Below are 24727 nucleotides of genomic sequence, written 5' to 3'. Positions count from 1 at the left end.
TTCCAAAGGTCAATACTCTGACATTTTAATGTCAGAAAATTTCTTTCACAGCTGAGGGACGGGGATGCTCGATAGCAAGATGGAACACGTTGAAGGCAAGCTGACGCCGGCCGAGCGCACGCTGTGGGCCTACATCCAGGCCAATCTGGAGACCCTCGCCTTTGAGAACGGCGCCACCCTGGCGGCTAAGAGCGGCGTCAGCCCGAACACGGTCAGCCGCTTCCTGCGTCGTCTCGGCTACAAGGGATTGAAGAGCCTGAAGGAGGAACTGCGTGATGAGGTGCGTGTGCAGTCGCTGCTCAACACCGCGCTGATCGAGCGGGTCGAGCAATCGGAAGATCTGCTGGCCCACCTCAACGAAGAGATGGCGGCGCTGCGCGAGTTCGCCGCCCAGCTCGGCAGCCAGCACTGGCGTGACATCGTCGCGCGCGTCAGTCAGGCCGAGCGGGTGTTCGTCTGCGGTTTCCAGACCATCCGCGGACTGGCCGAGGACTTCGCCAATCGGCTTGCCCTGGTGCGTTCCGGGGTGGAATTCCTCGATTTGTACAGCGGCGTGCTCGGCCAGTGGATCGACAGCCACGGCCAGCGCTGCTGCGTGATCCTGGTCGACATCGCACCCTATGCCGACGCGGGAATCGCCTTTGCCAACAACTGCCTGAAACAGGGCACGGACCTGGTGGTGTTCACCGACGAATACGGCATCGCCCGGCACATCGACACGCCGCATATCGTCACCATGAAGACCAAGACCGGGCTGATTCTCGAGTCCACCGGCGGCCTGACCAGTGCCCTCAACGTGCTGCTGCACTGCGTGGCGGCCGAGCACAAGGGGCAACTCAAGGAGCGCCTGGTGGCCTATCGGGCACGGGTCGAGAGCCTCAAGCTCTATCGTCCCTAGCCCGGCGCTGCCTGGGGTACGAATGGTGGATCGGTGAAGCGTGATCACCCTACGAAACTGGATAGAGCGACGGGGCTGAATCGGTAGGGTGCGCCGTGTGCACCGTCGACCAGGTGCAGGAGTTCCAGGCGACAAGAAGCACATCCGCGTTCGACGAATGTTGATGCCTACCCGAGCGCTTTCAGGAAGAGGCTGCACAGTTCGGATTACGAGCTGATGCCGAGCTTCGGGTACAGGTGGCGCCGGTGCGCCTTGACCATGTCGGTTGAGATCTTCAGTTCGGCAGAAATGGCCTTGGAAGAGTTTCCTCGCAGAACCAGGCGGGCGATTTCCAGTTCGCGAGCGCTCAGGACGCCCGAGCCGAACTGTTCGAGGGCTCGCTCAACCCGTAACTCCTTGCTCGATGCTTCCTTGGTAGGGTGAGGCGTCAGTGCCAGCCAAAGGCATGATCGCGGAACAAATCCTGCTGTTGAGCGGGGTGTGGACGTTGCTGACTTTCATCTTTCACACGGGCCTGGGCTGCTTCGGCGGCTCGGTCGGCCGGGCACCCGCTGGCCGCGGCCTATTTTTCAGCGTGCAAAGATTGGGGCTGGCGAGCGTCTTCTGGCTGCTGGCATGTCTCGTCCGCGCTGAATCTTGGCCCCTAGGCTGTTTTTGGGAAACGCCGCCTGGGTCGAACGCGGACGCTCTTCGCCGAGTGCAAGAGCGCCGAACAGCTGGAGCGCGCCTGCGCCAGCTTGTCCTGGCAGCTCGATCTCGGGGCGTCAGCGCGACTCGCTGCGGCGATACAGGGCCAGGCCCAGGGAAAGCATTGCCAGGATGCCGGCGCAGCTGCGGTTGATCCACTGCATCACCCTTGCGGAAAACCGGCGCATCGCATGACGCCCGCCAAGGGCGTAAAGGCTCATCATCACGCAGTCGATCAGGGCGCTGGTCACGGCCAGGATTACATACTGCTGGGCGACCGGCTCCGCGGGCCGGATGAACTGCGGCAGGAAGGCCGAGAAGAACAGCAGGCCCTTAGGGTTGGACAGCCCAACGGAGAGCGCCCGCAGAAAGGCCGACCGCCCCCTCGCCGCACTCGGTACTGACGCCTCGGACAGCGACCGAGTCGGCGCACGCCAGAGCACCCAGGCCAGGTAAAGCAGGTAGGCGGCGCCCGCCCACTTGACCAGTGAGAACAACTGCTCGGAGGCTTGAAGCAAGGCCCCCAGGCCACAGCCGACGGCGCCGATCAGGAGAAGGTCCGACAACGCCGCGCCCGCCATGCCGAAGGACGCAACGCGCATCCCATGGGACGCGCCATTGCTAAGCGCCAGCAGCATCGACGGTCCGGGCGTCATCATCACCGCGCTAACCGCGATGACGTAAAGGAAGAGCGTAGAGGCATCCATCAAGCGGAATCTCCAATGATCCTGAGGGGCATGAGCATGAGGAAAATAGAGTCAGGCCTCAATTTGTATTTCGATGACCCGGTCATTGTCAAAGTGCTCGGCTTTGCCCGAAGCGTACGGCACTTGGTGTGGAGTCGATCGCGGCCCTGAGCGACGTTGAAGGTATCGATATTGATGGCAAGACGCCGGCGTCTACGCGTGAACAAACACAACGCCAGTTCGTCCCGGGGGTACGATGCTCGGTCGTCGCCTATCGCTGGGCTTCCCCATAGCAGCGGCATCAACAGCTCACGGCATAGCCACATGAGAGCGTTGAGAACACAGTACGATGGGCGCCCGCTGAGGACGTTCTAAGCGTTCGACCCAAGACGCTCGGCGATTCTGTTGATCGCTGGAGACGAGACCGGAGACGATCGCTGGTACGACGTGAATGTTCCTGTTGCTGACCGCCTGTACGACGAGCACCTGGAACAGCTTCGAAAGGAGGGCCTGATCGATGGCTAAGAAATTTGATGCACTGCGCGAGAAGATGTCGCCTGAAGCCAGGGCGCGGGTTGAAGCCAGGGCTCAGGAGATGCTGGCCGAGATGCCCTTGAACGAGCTTCGCCAGGCGCGGGGCTTGTCGCAGAAGATGCTGTCCGAGGTGTTGCATGTGCAGCAGCCTGCCATCGCCAAGATGGAGAAACGCACCGATATGTACATCTCCACCCTGCGCAGCCACATCGAGGCAATGGGCGGGCAGCTGGAGGTGATCGCACGCTTTCCTGACGGTGCCGTGAAGATCAGCAATTTCGCGGACCTCGATGAGCGCCACGGCTGAGTTCGACACTTCTTCGACACATCAAGACAGAAACGAAAAAGCCCCTGAAATTCGCTAGGAAAATCAGGGGCTTAGTCGTGGTTTTTGGTGGAGCCGGGGGGATTTGAACCCCCGTCCGCCAGCTCTCCGCTTTCGGGACTACATGCTTAGCCAAGTCTACTGAGTTAGCTCTTTGCGGCCCGACTGGCAGGGTGCTCAGAGCGAGCTGTATGAGTTTTAGCCGTTACGTCTACAGCGAACTTGGCGGCGATCCTGTTCTATCTGACAGTCATTTCGGGTTTACAGGCATCCCCTCATGACTGCTGGCAGCCGAGGCCGCCAGAAGGGTTAGGCCGCGAGGGCCGCCCCGTAGTTGTCGTCGTTGGCAACTAATAGTTTGCAGCAGCTAATTTACGAGGTCTGCTACCAGCTCGGCATGCCCCTAGAGTTTTGTTACCGGCGTCGAATCCTAATCGGCCCCAAGAACTGCAGGGTGTACAACAGGGCCGATTCTACGGCATAAGGCGGGCAGCGTCGACCACGCATTTGCCCCAGGTTCGGCACGTGAACTGTCTGTGCATCGGTGATGCCGCGTTGAAATCGAGCTCAGACTGCTCAGTTACAATGCGTAAACTGCGTGTCTTCGGCCGAGCTCGCCTTGCTGGACCTTCGCTCGACGAGTTTTGGTACTGAACCTAATGTCATGGGTGCTTGCTATATGATTGCAGGCTATTGTCAGGAAGACCTTTGAGCCGAGACGTCGCCATGCCGCGTTCTGCCCGAACTCCCTTGCGCCAGTGGATCTGGCGCGCCTTCGTACAGAGTGCCCTGATCCCGCTGATTCTGGTCGAATCGGTGCTGATCACGGCTTATCTGTTGACCAACAGTGCGATCCGCGATGCGCAGGTGGATTACCTGCAGCAGAGCGCTCTGGAGGACCTGAGCAGCGCAGTGGTGCGCGAAGGCAAGGTTATCGACATGCGCCTGCAGGGCATCGAGATGCCCACCCGGCTGTTCCGCGATGCGGTGGGCCGTGCGCTCCAGGACCGTAACTTCGCGCCCGATGAAGTGGAGCGCCGGCGCCACGTGATGAGTTCGGACGGCGTCTTCTATACCCGCACCGACGATGGCCGTGCCGCATCCTTCTACGCCAGCAGCACGCCGCTGGAGAAGCAGGACCACGAAAAGGTCATGCGGCTGTCCCAGGTAGATCCGCTGATGCGCTCCATCCGCGAGGCCAACCCGCTGGTGGCGGCGGTCTATTTCAACAGTTGGGACAGCTACAACCGCATCTTTCCCTTCTTCATGACCCCCGAGCAGTATCCCCATGACATGGTGATACCCAACTACAACTTCTATTACCTCGCTGACGCCAAGCACAACCCGCAACGCAAGACGGTCTGGACAGACGTTTACCTCGACCCGGCCGGCCTTGGCTGGATGATGTCGGCGATTACCCCGGTGTACCGCGGCGACTTCCTCGAAGGGGTGGTGGGGCTGGATATCACCGTGGGGCAGATGCTGGGTGAGATCGGCAGCCTGAAGGTGCCGTGGCAGGGCTACGCCATGCTGGTGAGCCGCGACCACAGCATCATGGCGCTGCCGGAAGCGGGCGAGCGGGACTTCGGCTTGCGCGAGCTGACCCGCTTCTCCTACGACGAGGCCGTGCGCCGCGAAGTGCTCAAGCCCGAGGACTTCAACCTGGCCCGCCACCGCGAGATGCAGCCGCTGCTGGAGGCTATGGCCGCCGGCAAGGGCAATGTGCAGGAAGTGGAGCTGGGGGGGCGCAAGCAGCTGGTGGCCTGGGCTGAGATTCCGCAGACCGGCTGGCGGCTGATGATGGTGGTGGACGAGGCCAATATCTTCAAGGAAACCAACCGCCTCGCCGAGCGTTACCAGCAGATCGGTTACCTGCTGATCGCCGGCCTGGGCTTCTTCTATGCGCTGTTCTTCGCCTGGATGTGGTCGCGCTCGCGGCGACTCAGTGGCGAGCTGGCCACGCCCATGGCCGGGATCATGGGGATGATGAAGCGCATAGGCCAGGGCGACTTCCGCCCGCCGGCGCCCAACAGCCGGATAGCCGAGCTGCAGGCGTTGGCGGAAGCGGTGCAGCTCAGCGGTGCGCAGTTGCAGGCCAGCGAAGAGGAACGGCTGGAGGCGCGCCGCAACCTCGACCTGGTCCTGGAAAGCACCACGGAAAGCCTCTGGGAAGTGGACGCCATCACGCTCTCGATCAAGATGAGCGGGCGCTTCGTGAAGCGCTTCGGCCTACGCAGCGAAACCATCAGCTTCGCTGAGTTCAACGCCCGCGTGCATCCGGATGACGTAGAGCGCGTTCGCCGCCTGCGCATGCTGTTCTCGATCAGTGACCAGGATAACTTCGACGCCGAGTACCGCTTTGCCGATGTCGAGGGCCGCTACGCCTGGCTGCTCAGCCGCGGCAAAGTGCTGGAACGCGACTCTGACGGCCGCGCGCTGCGGGTGGCCGGCACCCATGTGGACATTACCCGGCTCAAACAGGTGGAAGAGGAGCTGCGCGTCGCCAGTCGCGAAGCCCAGGCGGCTAGCCAGGCCAAGAGCCGCTTCCTTTCCAGCATGAGCCATGAGCTGCGCACGCCGCTCAATGCCATCAACGGTTTCGCCCAGTTGATCGCCCTGGAGGCGGAAGGGCAGGAAGACCGGAAGGTGGAGGGCGATTACGCCCAGGAGATCGTCAATGCCAGCCGCCACCTCACGTCGTTGGTGGATGACATCCTCGACCTGTCGAGCATCGAGAACCGTCGCCAGAAACTGCAGCTCAAGCCGGTGGATGTCGGCCCGTTGCTGGCCAGTTGCGCCGAGCTGATCCAGCCCGAGCTGCAGGCTCGCCACCTGCAATTGCAGCAGATGCCGCCGCCGGTGCCGTCGCTGCATGTGATGGCCGATGCCCGGCGCCTGCGCCAGGTGATATTGAACCTGCTGTCCAATGCGGTGAAATACAACAGCCCGCAGGGCATGGTGAACATGGGCTACGAAGTGCGCCCGGCTGCCGTGCGCCTCTGGGTGGCCGATAGCGGGCCGGGGCTCAGTCAGGAACAGCAGGCCATGCTGTTCCAGCCGTTCCAGCGTCTGGGACGCGAGAACTCCACCATTCCCGGCACGGGCATCGGCCTGGTGTTGTGCCGCGAGCTGGCGGAGCTGATGGGGGGCGAAATGGGCTTCAGCAGTGCCCCGGATATCGGCAGCCGCTTCTGGATCGACCTGCCCAGCCTCGCCGCGCCCGATGACTTCGAACCGCCCGCGCTGGCCAATCCGGAGGAGGCGGAGCCGCCAACGTTACCCAAAGTGCTCTGCGTGGAAGATCACCCAGCCTGCCTCAAGGTGTTGCAGGAAGGGCTGCGGGATATGGCCGAGGTGCGCGGCGCGGGGTCGGTGGGCAAGGCGCTCGGGTTGCTGGCGGATATCACGCCGTCGCTGCTGTTGCTGGACCTGGACCTGCCCGATGGCGACGGCCTGGATGTGCTCGACTTCGTGCGTTCCAGCCCGCGCCTGGCGATGACGCCGGTACTGGTGGTGAGCGCTGCGGTGGATGAGAAGCTTCTGGCCGAAGCTCGCCGCCGAGGCGCCGACGCCTGCCTGAGCAAACCGGTGGATCTCAAGCAGGTTCGCCGGATGGCGATGTCCCTGTTGGGGCAGGAGGCCTGAGTATCAGGATCTGGCTCGCGCCAGATCCTGAGCAACGCGTTACTCGCTGGATTGCAGCAGGTTCAGGGCTTCGCCCAGCACTTTCTCGGATTCCGCATGATCGCCGGACTTGTGCAGCTCTTCGCCTTCGGCGCGGAGCTTTTTCACTTGATCGAGTACGGCGGTGTCTGCAGGTGGATCGCTCTTCAGTATCTGGTCGATCTTCGCCATGTCCGCAGGGCAATGTGAAGCGAAAACCGGTGCACTGAGCAGGGCGGCAGCAAGCAAAACGGCAATTCGACGCATGTCGGACCTCCTTTTCGGTTTGACCGCTAAGCAGTATAGGTAAGCCCCGGGGTTGTGCCGGGCTGCTGGGGCTGGGGTAGCGGAGCGGTAATTCGCGAATGAATTCGCTCCTACAGGTTTATTGCCCGCCGGGGCGGGCAGCGTTCGGATTAGGGAAGTGTCTACCGGCTTTCCTAGGTTGGGCCGGGCGGCCACCGCAGAGCTACGAGAGTGTGCGACTAGAGGCCGGCGCGGGGGCGGGTGACGCGATCCACCAGGTAGACCAGTCCGTGGTAGTCGATACCGCCGTGCTGGGTCAGGCCGATTTCGCAGGTTCGGCTGGTGGAGATGCCTTCGTCGCAGATCTGCACGGCGTCCTTCAGTGAGCGCAGTGAATGGGCGTTCAGCTCCGGGGTGGTAAAGCCCTTGTCGCCGGCGAAGCCGCAACAGTGGATGCCTTCTGGCACGACCACTTCACGGGTGCAGCGTTTGACGATGTCGATCAGCCCCTGCGCCTCCCCCAGATGCTGGGTGCTGCAGGTGACATGGACGGCGACGGGCTTCTCCTGTGGCGTGAATTCCAGCCGTTCCAGCAGGTGGCTGCGGATGAAGCGAACCGGGTCGAACAGTTGCAGTCGCGCATCCAGGCCGTCCTGTACCAGACGCAGCGTGCAGGGGCTGGTATCGCAGTAGATGGGGTCAAGGCCACCGCGGCTGGCGGCGAGCAGGGCGTCCACCAGTTCGCGACGCTTGGCTTCGGCCTGTTCGGCGTAACCCTTGGAAGCGAAGGGCTGGCCACAGCAGAGGCTGTCCAGGTTTTCCGGGAACACCACCTGGTAGCCGGCCTTCTCTAGCAGCATGCGGGTCTTGTCGATCAGCGGCATCTGCTCGCGATCGCCAGCGGCCGGGCCCATGACGCGGGACACGCAGGCTGCGAGGTAGACCACGCGGGGGCGGTTGTCGGCGGTTGGCGGGGTGAAGTGGATGGGCGCCGCCACCTGGGGCAGGGCGGGTGTCCACTGCGGCAGGCGATTGCCGGAGAGCTGGCGCAGAGCACCGGAGGTCTTTTCCAGCAGCGGTGTGCCCAGCACGCGGCGCGCACCGTTGGCGACCCGCAGGGTCAGGCGCGCGACCTGGAGGGCCGCGGCAAAATGGCCGGCCAGCCAGCTGGCGCTGCCGGTGTGATGGGCCTCTTTCGCACGCAGCTTACGCACCAGGTCGCCGGTGTTGATGCCGACCGGACAGCGCTGGGCGCAGAGGCCGGTGGCGGCGCAGGTGTCGATGCCGTGGTACTGGTAGGCCCGCTCCAGCTCCGTGGTATCGACGCCGGCCCGTTGCCTCGCCTGGATGTCTCGCCAGATCACGATGCGTTGGCGCGGGCTCAGGGTCAGTCCCTTCGACGGGCACACCGGTTCGCAGAAGCCGCATTCGATGCACTTGTCGACGATCTCGTCGGCTGCTGGCAGCGGCTTGAGGTGCTTGAGGTGAATGTCGCGGTCTTCGCTGAGGATCACGTCCGGGTTGAGGATGCCGCGCGGGTCCAGCAGGCGTTTGATCTGCCACATCAACTGGTAGGCGTCGTGGCCCCATTCCAGCTCGACGAAAGGCGCCATGTTGCGCCCGGTGCCGTGTTCGGCCTTGAGCGAGCCACCGAATTCCACCGCCACCAGTTGCGCCACGTCCTGCATGAAGGCTGCGTAGCGGGCGACCTGTTCGGGGCTGTCGAAGCCCTGGGTGAAGACGAAGTGCAGGTTGCCTTCCAGGGCGTGGCCGAAAATGATCGCTTCGTCGTAGCCGTGCTTGTCGAACAGGGCCAGCAGGCGATTGACGCCCTCGGCCAGCAGCTCGATGGGGAAGGTGACGTCCTCGATGATCACCGTGGTGCCGGTTTGACGCACGGCGCCAACGGCGGGGAAGGTGTCCTTGCGGATTTTCCACAGCAGGTTATAGACCGCAGGGTCTTCGCTGAAATCGACCTTCTGCTCCAGCGGGAAGTGCGCAATGGACGCCATGATCTGCGCCAGTTGTTCGTGCAGCAGGCTCTGGCTGGCGGCGCGGGATTCGATCAGCAGCGCGCAGGCGTTGGCCGAAAGCCCTTTCACCCATTCGGGCATGCCGGGCTTGTTCTGGACCGAACGCAGGCTGCGGCGGTCCAGCAGCTCCACCGCGGAGACGGGCTGGCTCTTCAGCAGGGTCACGGCCTTGCAGCAGCTTTCCACGTCGGGGAAGACGATCAGCGCGCTGGCCTTGTGCGGGTGGTCGGGCACGGTGTTGTAGGTGACTGCGCTGATGAAGCCAAGGGTGCCTTCGGAGCCCACCAGCAGGCGGCTGAGGATATCCAGCGGCTCGTCGAAGTCGACCAGCGCATTGAGTGACAGGCCAGTGGTGTTCTTCAGGCGGTATTTGTGGCGAATCTTCGCGGCCAGTTCGGTGTTGGCGCGGGTCCGCCGGCCCAGTTCGGCCAGTTCCGCCAGTAGCGGGCCATGACTCTGGCGGAAGGCAGCGACGCTGGCGGCGTCCTCGGTATCCAGCAGGGTGCCGTCGGCCAGGATCAGGCGCAGGCCGGCCAGGGTGTGGTAGCTGTTCTGGGCAGTGCCGCAGCACATGCCGCTGGCGTTGTTGGCGACGATGCCGCCGATCTTGCAGGCGTTGATCGAGGCTGGATCGGGGCCGATCTTGCGGCCGAAGGGGGCGAGCCAGGCGTTGGCCTGGGCGCCTATGACGCCGGGTTGCAGGCGGATCTGCGCGCCGTTCTGACGGATATCGCGGCCATTCCAGTTGTCGCCCAGCACCAGCAGCACCGAGTCGCTGATGGCCTGGCCGGAGAGGCTGGTGCCGGCAGCGCGGAAGGTGACCGGGACCAGTTCGGCGTGGGCGGCTTTCAACAGGGCGATGATTTCCGCTTCGCTCTCGACGCGGATCACCAGCTTGGGGATCAGTCGGTAGAAGCTGGCATCGGTGCCGAAGGCCAGGGTGGATAGCGGGTCGTCGAAACGCCGCTCGTGGGGAATCAGGCGTTCGACGGTGTTGAGGAAAGGAATCGGCAGGCTCATGCGGTGTCCCGTCTATTTGTCGCGGGCCGCGGGCGGCCCGCCGGAGTTGGGTGGCCGGTCAGCGGCCGAGTTCGCGTACCAGCGAGTCGGCGCTGATCTCGCCGATGGATTTGGCGCCGGTGAGCACCATGGCCACGCGCATTTCCTTTTCGATCAGGTCCAGCAAGTTGCTCACACCCGCGCCGCCTGCTGCGGCCAGAGCGTAGACGAAGGCACGGCCGAGCATCACGGTGTCGGCGCCGAGGGCGAGCATGCGCACTACATCCAGGCCGGTGCGGATGCCGGAGTCGGCGAGGATTTTCAGGTCGCCTTTGACGGCATCAGCGATGGCCGGCAGGGCGCGGGCGCTGGAGAGTACGCCGTCGAGCTGGCGGCCGCCGTGGTTGGAGACGACGATGCCGTCGGCGCCGAACTTCACCGCGTCTTTCGCGTCTTCGGGGTCGAGGATGCCCTTGATCACCATCGGGCCTTGCCAGAAGTCGCGAATCCACTCCAGGTCTTTCCAGGAGATCGATGGGTCGAAGTTGGCACCCAGCCAGCCGATGTAGTCGGCCAGGCCCGTGGGGTTGCCACGGTAGGCGGAGATATTGCCCAGGTCGTGGGGCTTACCCAAAAGGCCCACGTCCCAGGCCCAGTTGGGGTGGGTCATGGCCTGCAGCATGCGGCGCAGCGGCGCGTTGGGGCCGCTCATGCCGGAGTGGGCGTCACGGTAACGGGCGCCGGGCACCGGCATGTCGACGGTGAACACCAGGGTGGTCACGCCGGCTGCCTTGGCGCGCTCCAGGGCGTTCTTCATGAAGCCACGGTCTTTCAGCACGTAGAGCTGGAACCACATGGGCCGGTCGATGGCCGGCGCCACTTCCTCAATCGGGCAGACCGAAACGGTGGAGAGGGTGAAGGGGATGCCCTTGGCTGCCGCCGCCTTGGCCGCCTGTACTTCGCCACGGCGGGCGTACATGCCGGTCAGGCCCACCGGGGCCAGCGCCACCGGCATGGACAGGGTTTCGTCGAACAGCTGGGTCTGCAGGCTCAGCTCGGACATGTTCCGCAGCACGCGCTGGCGCAGGGCGATGCTGGCCAGGTCTTCGACGTTGCGGCGCAGGGTGTACTCGGCGTAGGCGCCGCCGTCGATGTAGTGGAACAGGAAGGGCGGGAGCCTGCGCTGGGCGGCGGCGCGGTAGTCGGTGGAGGCGGAAATGATCATGAATTCGATCCGATTCTTGGCTTCAGGGCAGTGAAAAGGAACCGGGCTGCGTCGGTGCGCAGCCCGGACGCACCGTCAGTGAACGAGCATGCCAGTGAACACGTACGCCTGTGCCAGGGTGATCAGGCCGACCATGGCGGCGAACATCAGGCTGTGCTTCAGGGTGAAGCGGAACAGGTCGGATTCCTTGCCGACCATGCCGGTGGCGGCGCAGGCCACGGCGATGGATTGCGGCGAGATCATCTTGCCGGTCACGCCGCCACTGGTGTTGGCGGCTACCAGCAGGGTGTCGTTGACGCCGATCTGGTGCGCGGTGGTGGCCTGCAGGGAGCCGAACAGCGCGTTGGACGAGGTGTCCGAGCCGGTCAGGAACACGCCCAGCCAGCCGAGGAACGGCGAGAAGAATGGGAAGGCCGCGCCGGTGCCGGCCAGTACCAGCGCCAGGGTGGTGGACATGCCGGAGAAGTTGGTGACGAAGGCGAAGGCCAGCACCATGCCGATGGACAGGATCGGCCATTTCAGCTCGACGAAGGTTTCCTTGAGAGTGGTCAGACCATTTTTGATGTGGATCCCGAGGATGCCCATGGAGATCAGGGCCGAGAAGAAGATCGCGGTGCCGGTGGCGGATACCGGGTCGAACTTGTATACGGCCGGAATGGCGGTGGCGGCGGCCACGATTGGTGCGCCTTTCATCACCAGTTGGTCCAGGTGCGGAATGGCGATCAGGAAGACGAACTGCTCTAGTGCGCCGCCCGGGGCGAACATGGCCTTGAAGGGTTTCAGGGTCCAGATGGTCACCAGCACGGTCAGTACCAGGAAGGGCGACCAGGCCTTGAGGATCTCGCCGAAGCTGTAGGGCGACGGGGTGGTGCTGCGCGGGCCGCCGAAGCCGCCCATTACGGCTGCGCCGCCGGACACGCCAACCACCTCGCGGTCTTCGGCGCGCGTGGGCTGCCACACCTTGAGGAACAGGGTCAGGGACACCAGGCTCACCAGGGCGGAGGTGATGTCGGGAAGCTCCGGGCCGATGAAGTTGGAGGTGAAGTACTGGGTGATGGCGAAGCTGGCGCCGGCCACCAGGGCTGCTGGCCAGGTTTCCTTGATGCCGCGCCAGCCGTCCATCATGGCGACCAGCCAGAAGGGCACGATGATCGACAGTAGCGGCAGCTGGCGACCCGTCATGGCGCCGATCTTGAAGGCGTCGATGCCGGTGACCTGGCCCGCGACGATGATCGGGATGCCCAGGGCGCCGAAGGCCACCGGCGCGGTGTTGGCGATCAGGCAAAGCCCGGCCGCATAGAGCGGGTTGAAGCCGAGGCCCACGAGCAGTGCGGCGGTGATGGCCACCGGGGCGCCGAAGCCGGCCGCGCCTTCGAGGAAGGCGCCGAAGGAGAAGCCGATCAGCAGAACCTGCAGACGCTGGTCATCGGTGATGGACAGCACCGAGCTGCGGATCACCTCGAACTGGCCGCTCTTGACCGTGAGTTTGTAGAGGAACACCGCCGCGACGATGATCCAGGCAATCGGCCAGAGGCCGTAGGCGAAGCCGTAGCCTGCGGCGGCGAAGGCCATGTCCACCGGCATCTGGAAGGCGAAGATGGCCACTGCCAGGGACAGCGCCAGGGTGATGGTGCCGGCGATGTAGCCCTTCATGCGGAACACCGCCAGGGCCAGGAAGAAGAAGATGATCGGAATCAGTGCAACGAGCGCCGACAGCCCGAGGCTGCCGAGGGGGGTATAGATCTGCTGCCAGGTTTGCATCGTGGGGTGGCTCCCTAATTATTTTTTGGAGTGCCTGTTAGCCGGATCGGGCGGAGACCGTTGCGCTTGTGGCGCTGCGGCAGGCGAAGACCGAGTCGGCGCTGTATGTCGGTTAAATTGGTAAGACCAATTTACAAAATCGACGGCTCAGAGTAAAAGCCGAGCTATCCTTGTGTCAATTTGCCGCGTTGCGACTTTGGTCGAGCGGCGGCTGGAATGTGCGCTTCTTGTGCGGGGCAGGCGGGCTGGTTAGGCTGCCGCGTCGCGCGCCGCAGGCGCCGTGTCAGAAGGCCGCCCGTGGTGGCGTGGAAGGGTGGGTAGAGCAATGGGATTCGGTCAGGTACGTCAGCGCCGTTTGTCGGACGATATCGTCAGCCAGCTCGAGGCGATGATCCTCGAAGGCACCTTGAAGGCGGGTGAGCGCCTGCCGGCTGAGCGCGCATTGGCCGAGCAGTTCGGCGTGTCGCGTCCTTCGCTGCGTGAAGCGATCCAGAAACTGGTGGCCAGGGGGTTGCTGGTCAGTCGTCAGGGTGGTGGCAACTATGTGACGGCCGAGCTGGGAGCGACCTTCAGCGATCCGTTGCTGCAGCTACTGGAAAGCAACCCGGAAGCCCAGCGCGACCTGCTGGAGTTTCGTCATACGCTGGAGGGTTCCTGTGCCTACTACGCGGCTCAACGGGCGACGCCGGTGGACCACGAGCGGCTGACCGAGGCCTTTGAGACGCTGCAGGCCTGTTATGCGCCGGGCAGCAAGGCGACCCGGGCGGATGAGGGGGCGGCGGATGCGCGCTTCCACCTGGCGATTGCCGAGGCCAGCCACAACGCTGTGCTGCTGCACACCATTCGCGGGCTGTTCGACCTGCTAAAGCACAATGTGGTGACCAACATCGGCGGGATGTACCTGCAGCGAGGCGAGACTCGCGGAATGTTGACCGCGCAGCACCGTGCGCTTTACGAGGCGATCATAACGGGGCGTGCCGAGGAGGCGCGGGAGATATCCCATCAGCACATCCAGTACGTGCAGGAAGTGCTGGAAGAGTCGCAGCTGGAAGCCCAGCGGCTGGCTCGCGCGCAGCGGCGGCAGGGTATCTGAGGCAAACAAAAACGCCGGGCAGTGCCCGGCGTTCTTCTGGGTAGGGCTTATTCCTTGCCCTTGGTGCGCATGGCCCGCGCAATTTCGCGGTCGGAATCGCGCTCCTTCTCCGTGGCGCGCTTGTCGAATTCCTTCTTGCCCTTGGCCAGGGCGATCTCGCACTTGATCAGGTGCTTCTTCCAGTAGATCGACAGCGCCACGCAGGCGTAGCCCTTCTGCTGCACCGCGCCGAACAGTTTGCCCAGCTCGCGCTTGTGCAACAGCAGCTTGCGGGTGCGCACCGGGTCGGCAATCACGTGAGTGCTGGCCGTCTTCAGTGGGGTGATGTGGCTGCCGAGCAGCCAGGCTTCGCCGTCCTTGAGCAGCACATAACTGTCCACCAGCTGTGCCTTTCCGGCGCGCAGACTCTTCACTTCCCAGCCGGCGAGTGCCAGCCCGGCTTCGAATTTCTGTTCGATGGAATAGTCGTGCAGCGCCTTCTTGTTGAGGGCGATGGTGCCTTCCGGATGTTTCTTTTGCTTAGCCATAGGCGGCGCATTATAGGGAGTCGCAGACGGCGCGGCTACGGCGGCGTAGGCTTGAGCGATGTCGTTGAATCCCCGACAATGCGGCACTTTTTTGATCAGCCCGGCCCTGCGCCTGCCCGCGCGACGTGGCCCGGAACCCCGTTCGAGGCCAAGATGACCACCCATATCCAGCGCTCCGCCCTGCTGCCATACCCCGCACAGGCGCTCTACAACCTGGTCAACGATGTGGTGCGCTACCCGGAATTCCTGCCCTGGTGTTCCGCCGCCAGCGTGATGGAGGAGAGCGAGAGCCATATGCTCGCCCGCCTCGAAGTCTCCAAGGGCAGTCTCAGCCAGCGCTTCGTGACGCGTAACAAGCTGCACAATGGCAAGACCATCGAGATGAACCTGGAGGAGGGCCCTTTCAGCCAGTTGCACGGTGTCTGGCATTTCAAGGCTCTGGGCGACACGGCCTGCAAGATCAGCCTGGACCTGCGGTTCGACTACGCCGGCCCGATCATTAAGGCCACCCTGGGGCCGTTGTTCACTCAAGCTGCCAACACCATGGTGGATGCCTTCTGTCAGCGGGCGAAGCAGCTTTATGGTTGAGGGCGTGATCTGGGTCGAGGTGGTCTACGCGCTGGCCGGACGTCAGGAGTTGATGCGCCTGGCGTTGCCCAGGGGGATCAATGCTCGCGAAGCGGTCCTGCGCTCGGGTCTGGATGCGAAGTTTCCGGATGTGGATCTGGCCGGCTGCCCGCTCGGGATTTTCGGCAAGGCGCTGCCCAGGCCGGAAGAGCGGTTGTTGGAGGAGGGGGATCGGCTCGAAATCTACCGGCCGCTGATTGCCGATCCCAAGGAAGTGCGCAAGCAGCGCGCGGCCAAGGCGGCCCAGGTTCGTGCTGGCGAGCGGGACGCCTGATTCCCGCCCATGAAAAAGCCCGGGACCAAGGCCCGGGCTTTTTTGTTGCCGCGTGTTATTGCGGCGAAGTTTCCAGCGGTTCCGGAATCGGGACGGGTACAGGTTCTGCGCTGTCCACTTCCTTCTGGATCTTCTCCAGCAGCGAGCCCGGTGCGGCCGGCTCTTCGGCCTTGGGCTGCTCGGCCGGTTGTTCCGGCTTGGCCTGGGTGGTGGTGCTTTCGCTGCCGAGGATCGCTTCGTCACGGCTCACGCCGGGCATGAAGTCGCCGGCCAGGCCGATGAGTTGGTCGTTGCCGTCGAACATCAGGCTGACGCGTTCCTGCAGGCGCTGACCGCCGCCCGGCTGGATGCTGTAGAGATAATCCCAGCGATTGGCGTGGAAGGTGTCGGTGATCAGGGGATTGCCCATGATAAACCGCACTTGACGCCGGGTCATTCCGGGCTTCAACTGGTCTATCATGTCCTGCGTAACGACGTTGCCCTGCTGGATGTCGATTTTGTAGACCCCGGGAAACGAGCAACCGGCGAGTGCGAGCAAGCCTGCGAATGAGAGGCTGGTCAGCAGGAGCTTGGTGTTTTGCATCAAGGGGAGACTTCCACTATCTTGGCTGGGCATCAAAAGTCCCGATCATACCTGCATTAAGGGAAGCTGCGAAAGCCGCATTCCTCGAGAAAGCCGACCATGGTTGAAAACAACGAACTGCGTAAAGCCGGCCTGAAGGTGACCTTGCCTCGGGTCAAGATCCTCCAGATGCTCGATTCCACCGAGCAACGCCACATGAGCGCGGAGGACGTTTACAAGGCCCTGATGGAAGCCGGTGAAGATGTCGGCCTGGCCACTGTCTACCGGGTTCTGACCCAGTTCGAAGCGGCGGGCCTGGTGGTGCGCCACAACTTCGACGGCGGCCATGCTGTATTTGAGCTGGCCGACAGCGGTCACCACGACCATATGGTGTGCGTGGACAGTGGTGAAGTGATCGAGTTTTTCGATCCGGAAATCGAGAAGCGCCAGAAGGAGATCGTCAAGGAGCGTGGCTTCGAGTTGGTCGACCACAACCTGGTGCTTTACGTGCGCAAGAAGAAGTAAGCGCATTGCGTACAAAAAAGGCGACCTTCAGGTCGCCTTTTTCTTTACGGGTGATCAGTGCTGGGCGCTGGTCACCATCTTTCTGGCGTGGGCCAGGGACTCCTCGGTAAGGTCGACGCCACCCAGCATCCGGGCGATCTCTTCGATGCGGAGAGCCTCCTGAAGCTTGGCCACTGCGGTGCGAGTTTCTTCGGTGCCGCGCTCCTTGTGCACGAAAAGGTGGTGGTGGCCTTGGGCGGCCACTTGTGGCAGGTGGGTGACGGTGAGCACCTGGCCTCGCTCGCCAAGGCGGCGAAGCAGCTGGCCCACTACCTCGGCGGTGGGGCCGCCGATGCCTACGTCCACTTCGTCGAAGACCAGGGTAGGCACGCGGGAGGTCTGTGCAGTGATGACCTGAATGGCGAGGCTGATACGCGACAGCTCGCCACCGGAAGCCACTTTGGCCAGGGCCTTGAGCGGCTGGCCGGGGTTGGCGCTGACCAGGAATTCCAGTTGTTCCAGGCCGTGTTGCTGGGGCTCTTCCGATTGGCCGGCGTGCAGCTGGATGCTGAAGCGCCCGCCGGGCATGCCCAGGCGCTGCATTTCCGCCTCCACTGCTCCGGCCAGTCGTCCGGCTGCATTTGCGCGCAGCTGACTCAATTCGCCGGCCTTCTCCCGGTAGTGACGCTCATAGGCGGCCAATTCCTCGGCCAGACGCTCGGCGGCCTCATCGTCGGCGTTGAGGGCTTCCAGTTCATCCAGCAGTTTCTGTTGAAGCTCTGCCAGCTCGCCCGGCTGGACCCGGTGTTTGCGCGCCAGGGTGTAGATGCTGTCGAGGCGTTCTTCCAGTGTCTGCTGGCGTTCCGGATCGGCGTCGAAATGATCGAGGAAGCGATTGAGCTCGCCCATGGCTTCCTCGACCTGGATCTGTGCGCTGGAGAGCAAATTGACCGCCTCTGCCAGTGCGCCGGGCTGGGCGTGGAAGGCGGTGAGGCGATTGAGGCTGGCGGTCAGGGCGCTGAGCACGTTGCCGGCATCGCTCTCGCTGCACATGTCGGTGACCTGCCGGCAAGCGGCCAGCAGGCTCTCCGCGTTGGTTAGGTTCTTGTGCTCTTGCTCCAACTGTTCCAGCTCGTTCTCGCCCAGGGCGAGGTTCTCCAGTTCGTCCAGCTGGTAGCTCAGCAGTTGGTGGCGGGCGCGCTGTTCATCGCCGGCGCGGGAAAGGCGTTCCAGCTCCTGGCGGGTTTGCCGCCAGCGCTGGGCGGCCAACTGCACCTGGCGGGCGAGGTCGCTGGAACCGGCGAATTCGTCCAGCAGGCGGCGATGGGTGTCGGCTTTGAGCAGGGACTGGTGTTCGTGCTGGCCATGGATATCAATCAGCAGTTCGCCGAGGCTCTTCAGGTCGCCGAGCGGGCAAGGGGTGCCATTGATGTAGGCGCGGGAGCGGCCTTCGGCGGTGATTACGCGACGCAAGATGCACGGGCCATCCTGTTCGAGATCGCGTTCGGCAAGCCAGTCGCGGGCCTCGGCAATGCTGCTGACATCAAAGCTGGCGAGGATGTCGGCCTTGTCGGCGCCGGGGCGCACCACGCCGCTGTCGGCGCGATCGCCCAGCGTCAGGCCGAGTGCGTCGAGCATGATCGACTTGCCGGCGCCGGTTTCGCCGGTGATCACGGACATGCCGCCTTCGAGCTCCAGGTCCAGGTGTTCGACGATGGCGTAGTTGTGGATCGACAGGTGTACCAGCATGGTGCGACTCCCGCGCTGAGATGGCTGGCTATTTATACAGTGTTTGTTTTCTGGCTGACAATTGCCTTTACCCCTTGAACCGACAAATTGCGGCCCCCATATAGGCGGACATATCGGCGGGTCATTGCCCGCAGCTGTCTTGTATGAGGAGGAAAGCATGGCCGACGAACAGACCCTGGATACCCAGACCCCCGAAGCGAATCCTGCTGCTGAAGCCGCATCCGGCGAAGATCTCGCCACCCGCGTGCAGGTGCTGGAAGAGCAGTTGGCTGCGGCCCAGGATCAGTCGCTGCGCGTTGCCGCCGAGCTGCAGAACATCCGCCGCCGTGCCGAGCAGGATGTGGAGAAGGCGCACAAGTTCGCCTTGGAAAAGTTCGCCAACGACCTGCTGCCGGTCGTCGACAGCCTGGAGCGCGGCCTGGAGCTGTCCAGTGCTACCGACGAGACGGTCAAGGCGGTGCGCGAAGGCATGGAGCTGACCCTCAAGCTGCTCCACGACACACTTAAGCGTCACCAGCTGGAAGCTGTGGACCCCCACGGTGTGCCCTTCAATCCTGAGCACCACCAGGCCATGGCCATGGAAGAAAGCACTCATGTCGAACCGGGTAGCGTGCTCAAGGTGTTCCAGAAGGGCTACCTGCTCAATGGTCGCCTGCTGCGCCCCGCCATGGTGGTGGTCAGCAAGGCACCGAGTGCCACGCCGCCGTCGATTGACGAGCAGGCTTGAAATCCGGCTTCGGGCCCCCATCTGTTAGATCAAGCGTTTATGTGCTGCCGCGGTCCGTAAAACGAGGCCGCGGAGAATCCAAAGTTTCGGGAGAGAGAATATGGGCAAAATCATTGGTATCGACCTGGGGACCACCAACTCTTGCGTGGCCATCCTGGAGAACGGCAACGTCAAGGTGATCGAGAACGCTGAAGGCGCTCGCACCACGCCGTCCATCATCGCCTACACCAACGACGGCGAGACCCTGGTGGGCCAGTCCGCCAAGCGTCAGGCGGTGACCAACCCGCAGAACACCCTGTACGCGGTGAAGCGTCTGATCGGTCGTCGCTTCGAAGAAGACGTCGTACAGAAAGACATCAAGATGGTTCCTTACAAGATCGCCAAGGCCGACAACGGTGACGCCTGGGTCGAGGTGAAGGGCCAGAAAATGGCGCCACCGCAAATCTCTGCGGAAGTGCTGAAGAAGATGAAGAAGACCGCCGAAGACTACCTCGGCGAGCCGGTGACCGAAGCAGTGATTACCGTTCCGGCCTACTTCAACGACAGCCAGCGCCAGGCCACCAAGGACGCCGGCCGTATCGCCGGTCTGGACGTCAAGCGCATCATCAACGAGCCGACCGCGGCTGCGTTGGCCTATGGCATGGATAAGGCCAAGGGTGACCACACCGTCATCGTTTATGACCTGGGCGGCGGTACCTTCGACGTGTCGGTGATCGAAATCGCCGAAGTCGACGGCGAGCACCAGTTCGAGGTGCTGGCCACCAACGGCGACACCTTCCTCGGTGGTGAAGACTTCGACCTGCGCCTGATCGACTACCTCGTTGAAGAGTTCAAGAAAGAGTCCGGCATGGACTTGAAGGGCGATCCCCTGGCCATGCAGCGTCTGAAGGAAGCTGCCGAGAAGGCGAAGATCGAGCTGTCCTCCGCTCAGCAGACCGACGTCAACCTGCCGTACATCACTGCAGACCAGACCGGTCCGAAGCACCTGAACGTGAAGATTTCCCGCGCCAAGCTGGAAGCCCTGGTGGAAGACCTGGTTGCGCGCACCATCGAGCCTTGCCGCATTGCCCTGAAAGACGCCGGCCTGGACGTGTCCGACATCCAGGAAGTGATCCTGGTTGGCGGCCAGACCCGTATGCCGCAGGTGCAGAAGCAAGTCGCTGACTTCTTCGGCAAAGAGCCGCGCAAGGACGTGAACCCGGACGAAGCTGTCGCCATCGGTGCTGCCATCCAGGGCGCGGTGCTGGCCGGCGACGTCAAGGACGTACTGCTGCTCGACGTATCCCCGCTGACCCTCGGTATCGAAACCCTGGGTGGCGTGATGACCGCGCTGATCGAGAAGAACACCACCATCCCGACCAAGAAGTCGCAGGTGTTCTCCACTGCCGATGACAACCAGTCCGCCGTGACCATTCACGTGCTGCAAGGTGAGCGCAAGCAGGCTACTCAGAACAAGTCCCTGGGCAAGTTCGACCTGGCCGAGATTCCGCCAGCTCCGCGTGGCGTGCCGCAGATCGAAGTGACCTTCGACATCGACGCCAACGGCATCCTGCACGTGTCCGCCAAGGACAAGGCCACCGGCAAGCAACAGTCCATCGTGATCAAGGCGAACTCCGGCCTGTCCGAGGAAGAAATCCAGCAGATGGTGCGTGATGCCGAGGCCAACGCCGAGGAAGACCGCAAGTTCGAAGAGCTGGCCGCTGCCCGCAACCAGGGGGACGCGCTGGTCCATGCCACTCGCAAGATGATCACCGAGGCTGGCGACAAGGCCACCGCCGAGGAGAAGGCTGCCATCGAGAAAGCATTGGGTGAGCTGGAAGTGGCTGTGAAGGGCGACGACAAGGCTGAGATCGAAGCCAAGATGAACGCACTGTCCCAGGCCTCCACCCCGCTGGCACAGAAGATGTACGCCGATCAGGCCCAGGCCGGTGAACAGCCGCAAGCCTCGGGCGCGGACAAGGCTGGCGACGATGCCGTTGACGCCGAGTTCGAAGAGGTCAAGGAAAACAAGTAAGTGTCACGCTTGCTTCCGCCTCAGCGTGCGGGGACTTTCGCCCCGTACGCCTGATCCGTCACGCGGGAGCTTGCTCCCGCGTTGGCGCGTCTGGGGCTGGTGAATTCGAGAGTGCAGGAAACCTATGGCTAAACGTGACTTTTACGAGATCCTCGGTGTTGAGCGTGGCGCCAGCGAGGCCGAGCTGAAAAAGGCTTATCGCCGGCTGGCGATGAAGCACCACCCGGACCGTAATCCGGGGGACAAGGAGTCCGAGGATAAATTCAAAGAGGCCAACGAGGCCTACGAAGTGTTGTCCGACGCCAGCAAGCGTGCGGCGTACGACCAGTACGGTCATGCGGGGGTAGACCCGCAGATGGGCGCGGGCGCCGGTGCTGGCTTCGGTGGCGCCAGCTTCTCCGACATCTTCGGTGACGTATTCAGCGACTTCTTCGGTGGACAGCGTGGAGGCCAGCGTGGCGGTCCGCAGCGTGGCAGCGACCTGCGCTACACCCTGGAGCTGGATCTGGAAGAGGCGGTGCGCGGCACCACGGTGACCATTCGCGTCCCCACCCTGGTCAACTGCAAGACCTGCGATGGCTCGGGGGCCAAGAAGGGTACCAGCCCGGTCACCTGCACCACCTGCGGCGGTATTGGTCAGGTGCGCATGCAGCAGGGCTTCTTCTCAGTGCAGCAGACCTGCCCGCGCTGCCACGGTAGCGGCAAGATGATCAGCGACCCTTGCGGCAGTTGCCATGGCCAGGGGCGCGTGGAAGAGCACAAGACGCTGTCGGTGAAGGTGCCGGCCGGTGTCGATACCGGGGATCGCATCCGCCTCACCGGCGAAGGCGAAGCCGGCGCCCTGGGCGGGCCGGCCGGCGACCTCTATGTCGTGGTCAATGTGCGTGAGCACCCGATCTTCCAGCGCGATGGCAAGCATCTCTACTGTGAAGTGCCGATCAGCTTTGCAGACGCTGCCTTGGGGGGCGAACTTGAAGTTCCGACCCTGGATGGCCGGGTCAAGCTGAAGATTCCGGAAGCGACCCAGACCGGCAAGCTGTTTCGCTTGCGTGGTAAGGGCGTGGCTCCGGTTCGTGGCGGCGGTGCCGGCGACCTGATGTGCCGGGTGGTGGTGGAAACACCGGTCAACTTGGACAAGCGCCAGCGCGAACTGCTTGAGGAGTTCCGCAAGTCGCTGCAGGACGATGGCTCCCATTCGCCCAAGGCCAGCAGCTGGTTCGAAGGCATGAAGCGCTTCTTCGGCGATCTCTAAACGATGAGCTGGAGGGCGGAGGCCGGGGTCGCGCATCTCGGGGGCGCCCTCCTGTCTCGGGCTTCCAGCTTGGAGCTTACTTTTATGCGACGTATTGCTGTGATGGGCGCCGCTGGGCGCATGGGCAAGAACCTGATCGAGGCGGTTCAGCAGGCGCAGGGCGCCGGTCTGACTGCCGCCATCGATCGTCCGGACAGCACCCTGGTCGGCGCCGATGCCGGTGAGCTGGCTGCGTTGGGGCGAATCGGTGTGCCGCTGTCGGGCGATCTGGCCAAGGTGGCCGATGAGTTCGACGTGCTGATCGATTTCACCCATCCGTCAGTGACCCTGAAAAATCTGGAGGTTTGCCGTCAGGCCGGTAAGGCCATGGTGATCGGCACCACCGGTTTCTCTGCTGAAGAGAAGGCGCTGCTGGCGGCTGCCGCCAGGGAAATCCCGATCGTCTTCGCGGCCAATTTCAGCGTCGGCGTGAACCTGTGCCTCAAGCTGCTGGATACCGCCGCTCGCGTGCTGGGTGATGAGGTGGACATCGAGATCATCGAAGCGCACCACCGCCACAAGGTGGATGCGCCGTCCGGCACTGCGCTGCGCATGGGGGAGGTGGTGGCCGACGCGCTGGGGCGCGACCTGTCCAAGGTGGCTGTGTACGGTCGGGAAGGTCAGACCGGTGCGCGGGCTCGGGACACCATCGGCTTTGCCACCGTGCGTGCAGGTGACGTGGTGGGCGATCACACCGTCCTCTTTGCTGCGGACGGTGAGCGCGTCGAGATTACCCACAAGGCCTCCAGTCGCATGACCTTCGCTCGGGGCGCGGTGCGTGCTGCGCTCTGGCTTGAAGGGCAGGGCGCGGGCCTGTACGACATGCAGGATGTGCTCGGTCTTCGCTGATGCGCGATCGGCTGCGCGTCGGAGTAACGGCGTTGGCAACAGCTTCGGAATGCTCATTTACAGTCGTAAACTCCGCTTCCTCAGCTGTTTCCGCCTTGTTGCTCTCTAGCTCGCGCGATCGCTGGATTGTTAGATGGGATGTCTTTCGGGTGGACCGAAATGACGCATTCCTATAAACTGCAGCTTTAGTGTGTCCACTAAAAGTTACGCAGAAATGGCTCAGATAAAAAAGCGGGGTGACGGTATCAACGTCATCCCGCTTTTTTACAACCTGCGTTTGCTTCAGCCTTGATCTACGGGAGGTCTTCTTGACTAAGCCAGCCATACTCGCGCTTGCCGACGGCAGCATTTTTCGCGGCGACGCCATTGGGGCCGATGGCCATACCATCGGTGAGGTAGTGTTCAACACTGCCATGACCGGCTATCAGGAAATCCTTACCGATCCTTCCTATGCCCAGCAAATCGTCACCCTGACCTATCCGCACATCGGCAACACCGGCACCACGCCGGAGGACGCCGAGGCTAGTCGTGTATGGGCCGCCGGCCTGATTATTCGCGACCTGCCGCTGCTCGCAAGCAACTGGCGTAGCAAGCAGTCGCTGCCGGATTACCTGAAAGAAAACGGTACCGTTGCCATTGCCGGCATCGATACTCGCCGCCTGACCCGCATCCTGCGCGAAAAGGGTTCGCAGAATGGCTGCATCCTCGTGGGTGATGACGCCACCGAAGAGAAAGCACTGGAACTGGCGCGCAGCTTCCCTGGCCTGAAAGGCATGGACCTGGCCAAGGTCGTGTCCTGCGAGGAGCGTTACGAGTGGCGCTCCAGCGTGTGGAATCTGGAAACCGACAGCCATCCGGAAATTGCTGCCAGCGACCTGCCGTATCACGTGGTGGCCTACGACTTCGGCGTCAAGCTGAACATCCTGCGTATGCTGGTGGCCCGTGGCTGCCGCCTGACCGTGGTGCCGGCCCAGACCCCGGCCAGTGAAGTGCTTGCGCTGAATCCGGACGGTATCTTCCTGTCCAACGGCCCTGGCGACCCCGAGCCGTGCGATTACGCCATCCAGGCTATCCGCGAGTTCCTCGACACCGAGACTCCGGTTTTCGGCATCTGCCTCGGTCACCAGTTGCTGGCCCTGGCCTCCGGTGCCAAGACCGTGAAGATGGGCCATGGCCATCATGGCGCCAACCACCCGGTGCAGGACCTGGATTCCAGCGTGGTGATGATCACCAGCCAGAACCACGGTTTCGCTGTGGATGAGTCGACCCTGCCGGCCAATCTGCGTGCCACCCACAAGTCGCTGTTCGATGGCACCCTGCAGGGTATCGAGCGTACCGACAAGGTCGCCTTCAGCTTCCAGGGTCACCCGGAAGCCAGTCCTGGCCCGAACGACGTGGCGCCGCTGTTCGACCGCTTCATCGCGGCGATGGCTGAGCGTCGCTGAGACCGCTG

The 24727-nt window shown here is 63.2% G+C and carries 20 protein-coding genes, 1 other RNA gene and 1 pseudogene; 12 read left to right on the top strand and 10 right to left on the bottom strand.

The annotated features are described in order from the left end of the window. Window positions 1–64: 64 nt before the first annotated feature. Complete coding sequence (locus THL1_RS24575) at window positions 65–898, top strand: MurR/RpiR family transcriptional regulator (protein ID WP_069085676.1); 834 nt, start codon at window positions 65–67, stop codon at window positions 896–898. 206 nt (window positions 899–1104) lie between these two features. Here the strand turns inward: THL1_RS24575 and THL1_RS29280 are convergent. Next, window positions 1105–1275, bottom strand: a pseudogene (locus THL1_RS29280) (response regulator transcription factor); the annotation flags it as partial. A gap of 387 nt (window positions 1276–1662) precedes the next feature. Then, on the bottom strand, window positions 1663–2292 hold the full coding sequence (locus THL1_RS24570; RefSeq protein ID WP_069085675.1) for a LysE family translocator: 630 nt from the start codon (window positions 2290–2292) through the stop codon (window positions 1663–1665). A 496-nt stretch (window positions 2293–2788) separates the two neighbouring features. On the opposite strand from THL1_RS24570, the gene THL1_RS24565 reads away from it, so the two are divergent. Next, window positions 2789–3112 carry an XRE family transcriptional regulator gene (locus THL1_RS24565; protein ID WP_069085674.1) on the top strand — a complete coding sequence of 108 codons (324 nt, stop codon included), beginning with the start codon at window positions 2789–2791 and terminating at the stop codon, window positions 3110–3112. Between the two features lie 85 nt (window positions 3113–3197). Here the strand turns inward: THL1_RS24565 and ssrA are convergent. Continuing rightward, window positions 3198–3572: a transfer-messenger RNA gene (gene ssrA, locus THL1_RS24560) on the bottom strand. Window positions 3573–3856: 284 nt separating this feature from the next. Between ssrA and THL1_RS24555 the strand changes: the two genes are divergently transcribed. Next, window positions 3857–6775, top strand: a complete 2919-nt coding sequence (locus THL1_RS24555; protein ID WP_069085673.1) for an ATP-binding protein — start codon at window positions 3857–3859, stop codon at window positions 6773–6775. A gap of 39 nt (window positions 6776–6814) precedes the next feature. Here THL1_RS24555 and THL1_RS24550 read toward each other — a convergent pair whose 3' ends face one another. The 4 genes from THL1_RS24550 to THL1_RS24535 form a co-directional block, all read right to left on the bottom strand. Beyond that, window positions 6815–7060 carry a hypothetical protein gene (locus THL1_RS24550; protein ID WP_069085672.1) on the bottom strand — a complete coding sequence of 82 codons (246 nt, stop codon included), beginning with the start codon at window positions 7058–7060 and terminating at the stop codon, window positions 6815–6817. Between the two features lie 218 nt (window positions 7061–7278). Then, window positions 7279–10092, bottom strand: coding sequence for an FAD-binding and (Fe-S)-binding domain-containing protein (locus tag THL1_RS24545; protein WP_069085671.1), 2814 nt, complete (start codon window positions 10090–10092; stop codon window positions 7279–7281). Window positions 10093–10150: 58 nt separating this feature from the next. Further along, entirely contained in the window at window positions 10151–11296 is a 1146-nt protein-coding gene (gene lldD / locus THL1_RS24540) for an FMN-dependent L-lactate dehydrogenase LldD (protein WP_069085670.1), read from the bottom strand. A gap of 75 nt (window positions 11297–11371) precedes the next feature. Then, complete coding sequence (locus THL1_RS24535) at window positions 11372–13057, bottom strand: lactate permease LctP family transporter (protein ID WP_069085669.1); 1686 nt, start codon at window positions 13055–13057, stop codon at window positions 11372–11374. 325 nt (window positions 13058–13382) lie between these two features. Between THL1_RS24535 and THL1_RS24530 the strand changes: the two genes are divergently transcribed. After that, on the top strand, window positions 13383–14150 hold the full coding sequence (locus tag THL1_RS24530; RefSeq protein ID WP_069085668.1) for an FCD domain-containing protein: 768 nt from the start codon (window positions 13383–13385) through the stop codon (window positions 14148–14150). 47 nt (window positions 14151–14197) lie between these two features. On the opposite strand, the gene smpB is transcribed toward THL1_RS24530, so the two are convergent. Continuing rightward, the gene (gene smpB / locus THL1_RS24525; RefSeq protein ID WP_028629989.1) at window positions 14198–14677 is read right to left on the bottom strand and encodes an SsrA-binding protein SmpB; all 480 of its coding nucleotides are present in this window, start codon (window positions 14675–14677) and stop codon (window positions 14198–14200) included. A gap of 153 nt (window positions 14678–14830) precedes the next feature. Here smpB and THL1_RS24520 point away from each other — a divergent pair, with 153 nt between their 5' ends. Together THL1_RS24520 and THL1_RS24515 are read left to right on the top strand one after the other, a co-directional pair. After that, complete coding sequence (locus THL1_RS24520) at window positions 14831–15265, top strand: type II toxin-antitoxin system RatA family toxin (protein WP_069085667.1); 435 nt, start codon at window positions 14831–14833, stop codon at window positions 15263–15265. After that, window positions 15258–15578: an RnfH family protein gene (locus THL1_RS24515; RefSeq protein WP_069085666.1), complete on the top strand. Its 321-nt coding sequence runs from the start codon at window positions 15258–15260 to the stop codon at window positions 15576–15578. Before THL1_RS24520 ends, THL1_RS24515 begins: the two co-directional genes overlap by 8 nt. Window positions 15579–15633: 55 nt before the next feature. Here the strand turns inward: THL1_RS24515 and bamE are convergent, their stop codons facing one another. Then, window positions 15634–16161, bottom strand: a complete 528-nt coding sequence (gene bamE / locus THL1_RS24510) for an outer membrane protein assembly factor BamE (protein ID WP_069085665.1) — start codon at window positions 16159–16161, stop codon at window positions 15634–15636. A 99-nt stretch (window positions 16162–16260) separates the two neighbouring features. Between bamE and fur the strand changes: the two genes are divergently transcribed. Then, window positions 16261–16665: a ferric iron uptake transcriptional regulator gene (fur, locus tag THL1_RS24505; RefSeq protein WP_028629993.1), complete on the top strand. Its 405-nt coding sequence runs from the start codon at window positions 16261–16263 to the stop codon at window positions 16663–16665. Window positions 16666–16719: 54 nt separating this feature from the next. On the opposite strand, the gene recN is transcribed toward fur, so the two are convergent. After that, window positions 16720–18393, bottom strand: a complete 1674-nt coding sequence (gene recN, locus THL1_RS24500) for a DNA repair protein RecN (protein WP_069085664.1) — start codon at window positions 18391–18393, stop codon at window positions 16720–16722. 157 nt (window positions 18394–18550) lie between these two features. On the opposite strand from recN, the gene grpE reads away from it, so the two are divergent. From grpE to carA, 5 genes are all read left to right on the top strand, one after another. After that, a complete protein-coding gene (gene grpE / locus THL1_RS24495) occupies window positions 18551–19120 on the top strand; it encodes a nucleotide exchange factor GrpE (protein WP_069085663.1) in 570 nt (189 codons plus the stop codon). Between the two features lie 100 nt (window positions 19121–19220). Beyond that, a complete protein-coding gene (gene dnaK, locus THL1_RS24490; RefSeq protein WP_069085662.1) occupies window positions 19221–21134 on the top strand; it encodes a molecular chaperone DnaK in 1914 nt (637 codons plus the stop codon). Window positions 21135–21258: 124 nt separating this feature from the next. Beyond that, window positions 21259–22386, top strand: a complete 1128-nt coding sequence (dnaJ, locus tag THL1_RS24485; protein ID WP_069085661.1) for a molecular chaperone DnaJ — start codon at window positions 21259–21261, stop codon at window positions 22384–22386. Window positions 22387–22470: 84 nt separating this feature from the next. After that, complete coding sequence (gene dapB / locus THL1_RS24480) at window positions 22471–23274, top strand: 4-hydroxy-tetrahydrodipicolinate reductase (protein WP_069085660.1); 804 nt, start codon at window positions 22471–22473, stop codon at window positions 23272–23274. A gap of 308 nt (window positions 23275–23582) precedes the next feature. Next, window positions 23583–24719, top strand: coding sequence for a glutamine-hydrolyzing carbamoyl-phosphate synthase small subunit (carA, locus tag THL1_RS24475; protein ID WP_069085659.1), 1137 nt, complete (start codon window positions 23583–23585; stop codon window positions 24717–24719). The last annotated feature ends 8 nt before the right edge of the window (window positions 24720–24727 follow it).

The sequence above is a fragment of the Pseudomonas sp. TCU-HL1 genome, from assembly GCF_001708505.1.
Classification (GTDB): domain Bacteria; phylum Pseudomonadota; class Gammaproteobacteria; order Pseudomonadales; family Pseudomonadaceae; genus Metapseudomonas.
This window is presented reverse-complemented; position numbering and strand designations above follow the sequence as displayed.

Coding starts and splice junctions, on each gene's coding strand:
- recN (WP_069085664.1), bottom strand. CDS start 18,393: ATGCTGGTACACCTGTCGATCCACAACTACGCCATCGTCGAACACCTG.
- THL1_RS24555 (WP_069085673.1), top strand. CDS start 3,857: ATGCCGCGTTCTGCCCGAACTCCCTTGCGCCAGTGGATCTGGCGCGCC.
- grpE (WP_069085663.1), top strand. CDS start 18,551: ATGGCCGACGAACAGACCCTGGATACCCAGACCCCCGAAGCGAATCCT.
- dapB (WP_069085660.1), top strand. CDS start 22,471: ATGCGACGTATTGCTGTGATGGGCGCCGCTGGGCGCATGGGCAAGAAC.
- THL1_RS24570 (WP_069085675.1), bottom strand. CDS start 2,292: ATGGATGCCTCTACGCTCTTCCTTTACGTCATCGCGGTTAGCGCGGTG.
- THL1_RS24515 (WP_069085666.1), top strand. CDS start 15,258: ATGGTTGAGGGCGTGATCTGGGTCGAGGTGGTCTACGCGCTGGCCGGA.
- THL1_RS24575 (WP_069085676.1), top strand. CDS start 65: ATGCTCGATAGCAAGATGGAACACGTTGAAGGCAAGCTGACGCCGGCC.
- THL1_RS24535 (WP_069085669.1), bottom strand. CDS start 13,057: ATGCAAACCTGGCAGCAGATCTATACCCCCCTCGGCAGCCTCGGGCTG.
- THL1_RS24545 (WP_069085671.1), bottom strand. CDS start 10,092: ATGAGCCTGCCGATTCCTTTCCTCAACACCGTCGAACGCCTGATTCCC.
- smpB (WP_028629989.1), bottom strand. CDS start 14,677: ATGGCTAAGCAAAAGAAACATCCGGAAGGCACCATCGCCCTCAACAAG.
- fur (WP_028629993.1), top strand. CDS start 16,261: ATGGTTGAAAACAACGAACTGCGTAAAGCCGGCCTGAAGGTGACCTTG.
- THL1_RS24565 (WP_069085674.1), top strand. CDS start 2,789: ATGGCTAAGAAATTTGATGCACTGCGCGAGAAGATGTCGCCTGAAGCC.
- THL1_RS24530 (WP_069085668.1), top strand. CDS start 13,383: ATGGGATTCGGTCAGGTACGTCAGCGCCGTTTGTCGGACGATATCGTC.
- THL1_RS24550 (WP_069085672.1), bottom strand. CDS start 7,060: ATGCGTCGAATTGCCGTTTTGCTTGCTGCCGCCCTGCTCAGTGCACCG.
- THL1_RS24520 (WP_069085667.1), top strand. CDS start 14,831: ATGACCACCCATATCCAGCGCTCCGCCCTGCTGCCATACCCCGCACAG.
- bamE (WP_069085665.1), bottom strand. CDS start 16,161: ATGCAAAACACCAAGCTCCTGCTGACCAGCCTCTCATTCGCAGGCTTG.
- dnaJ (WP_069085661.1), top strand. CDS start 21,259: ATGGCTAAACGTGACTTTTACGAGATCCTCGGTGTTGAGCGTGGCGCC.
- dnaK (WP_069085662.1), top strand. CDS start 19,221: ATGGGCAAAATCATTGGTATCGACCTGGGGACCACCAACTCTTGCGTG.
- lldD (WP_069085670.1), bottom strand. CDS start 11,296: ATGATCATTTCCGCCTCCACCGACTACCGCGCCGCCGCCCAGCGCAGG.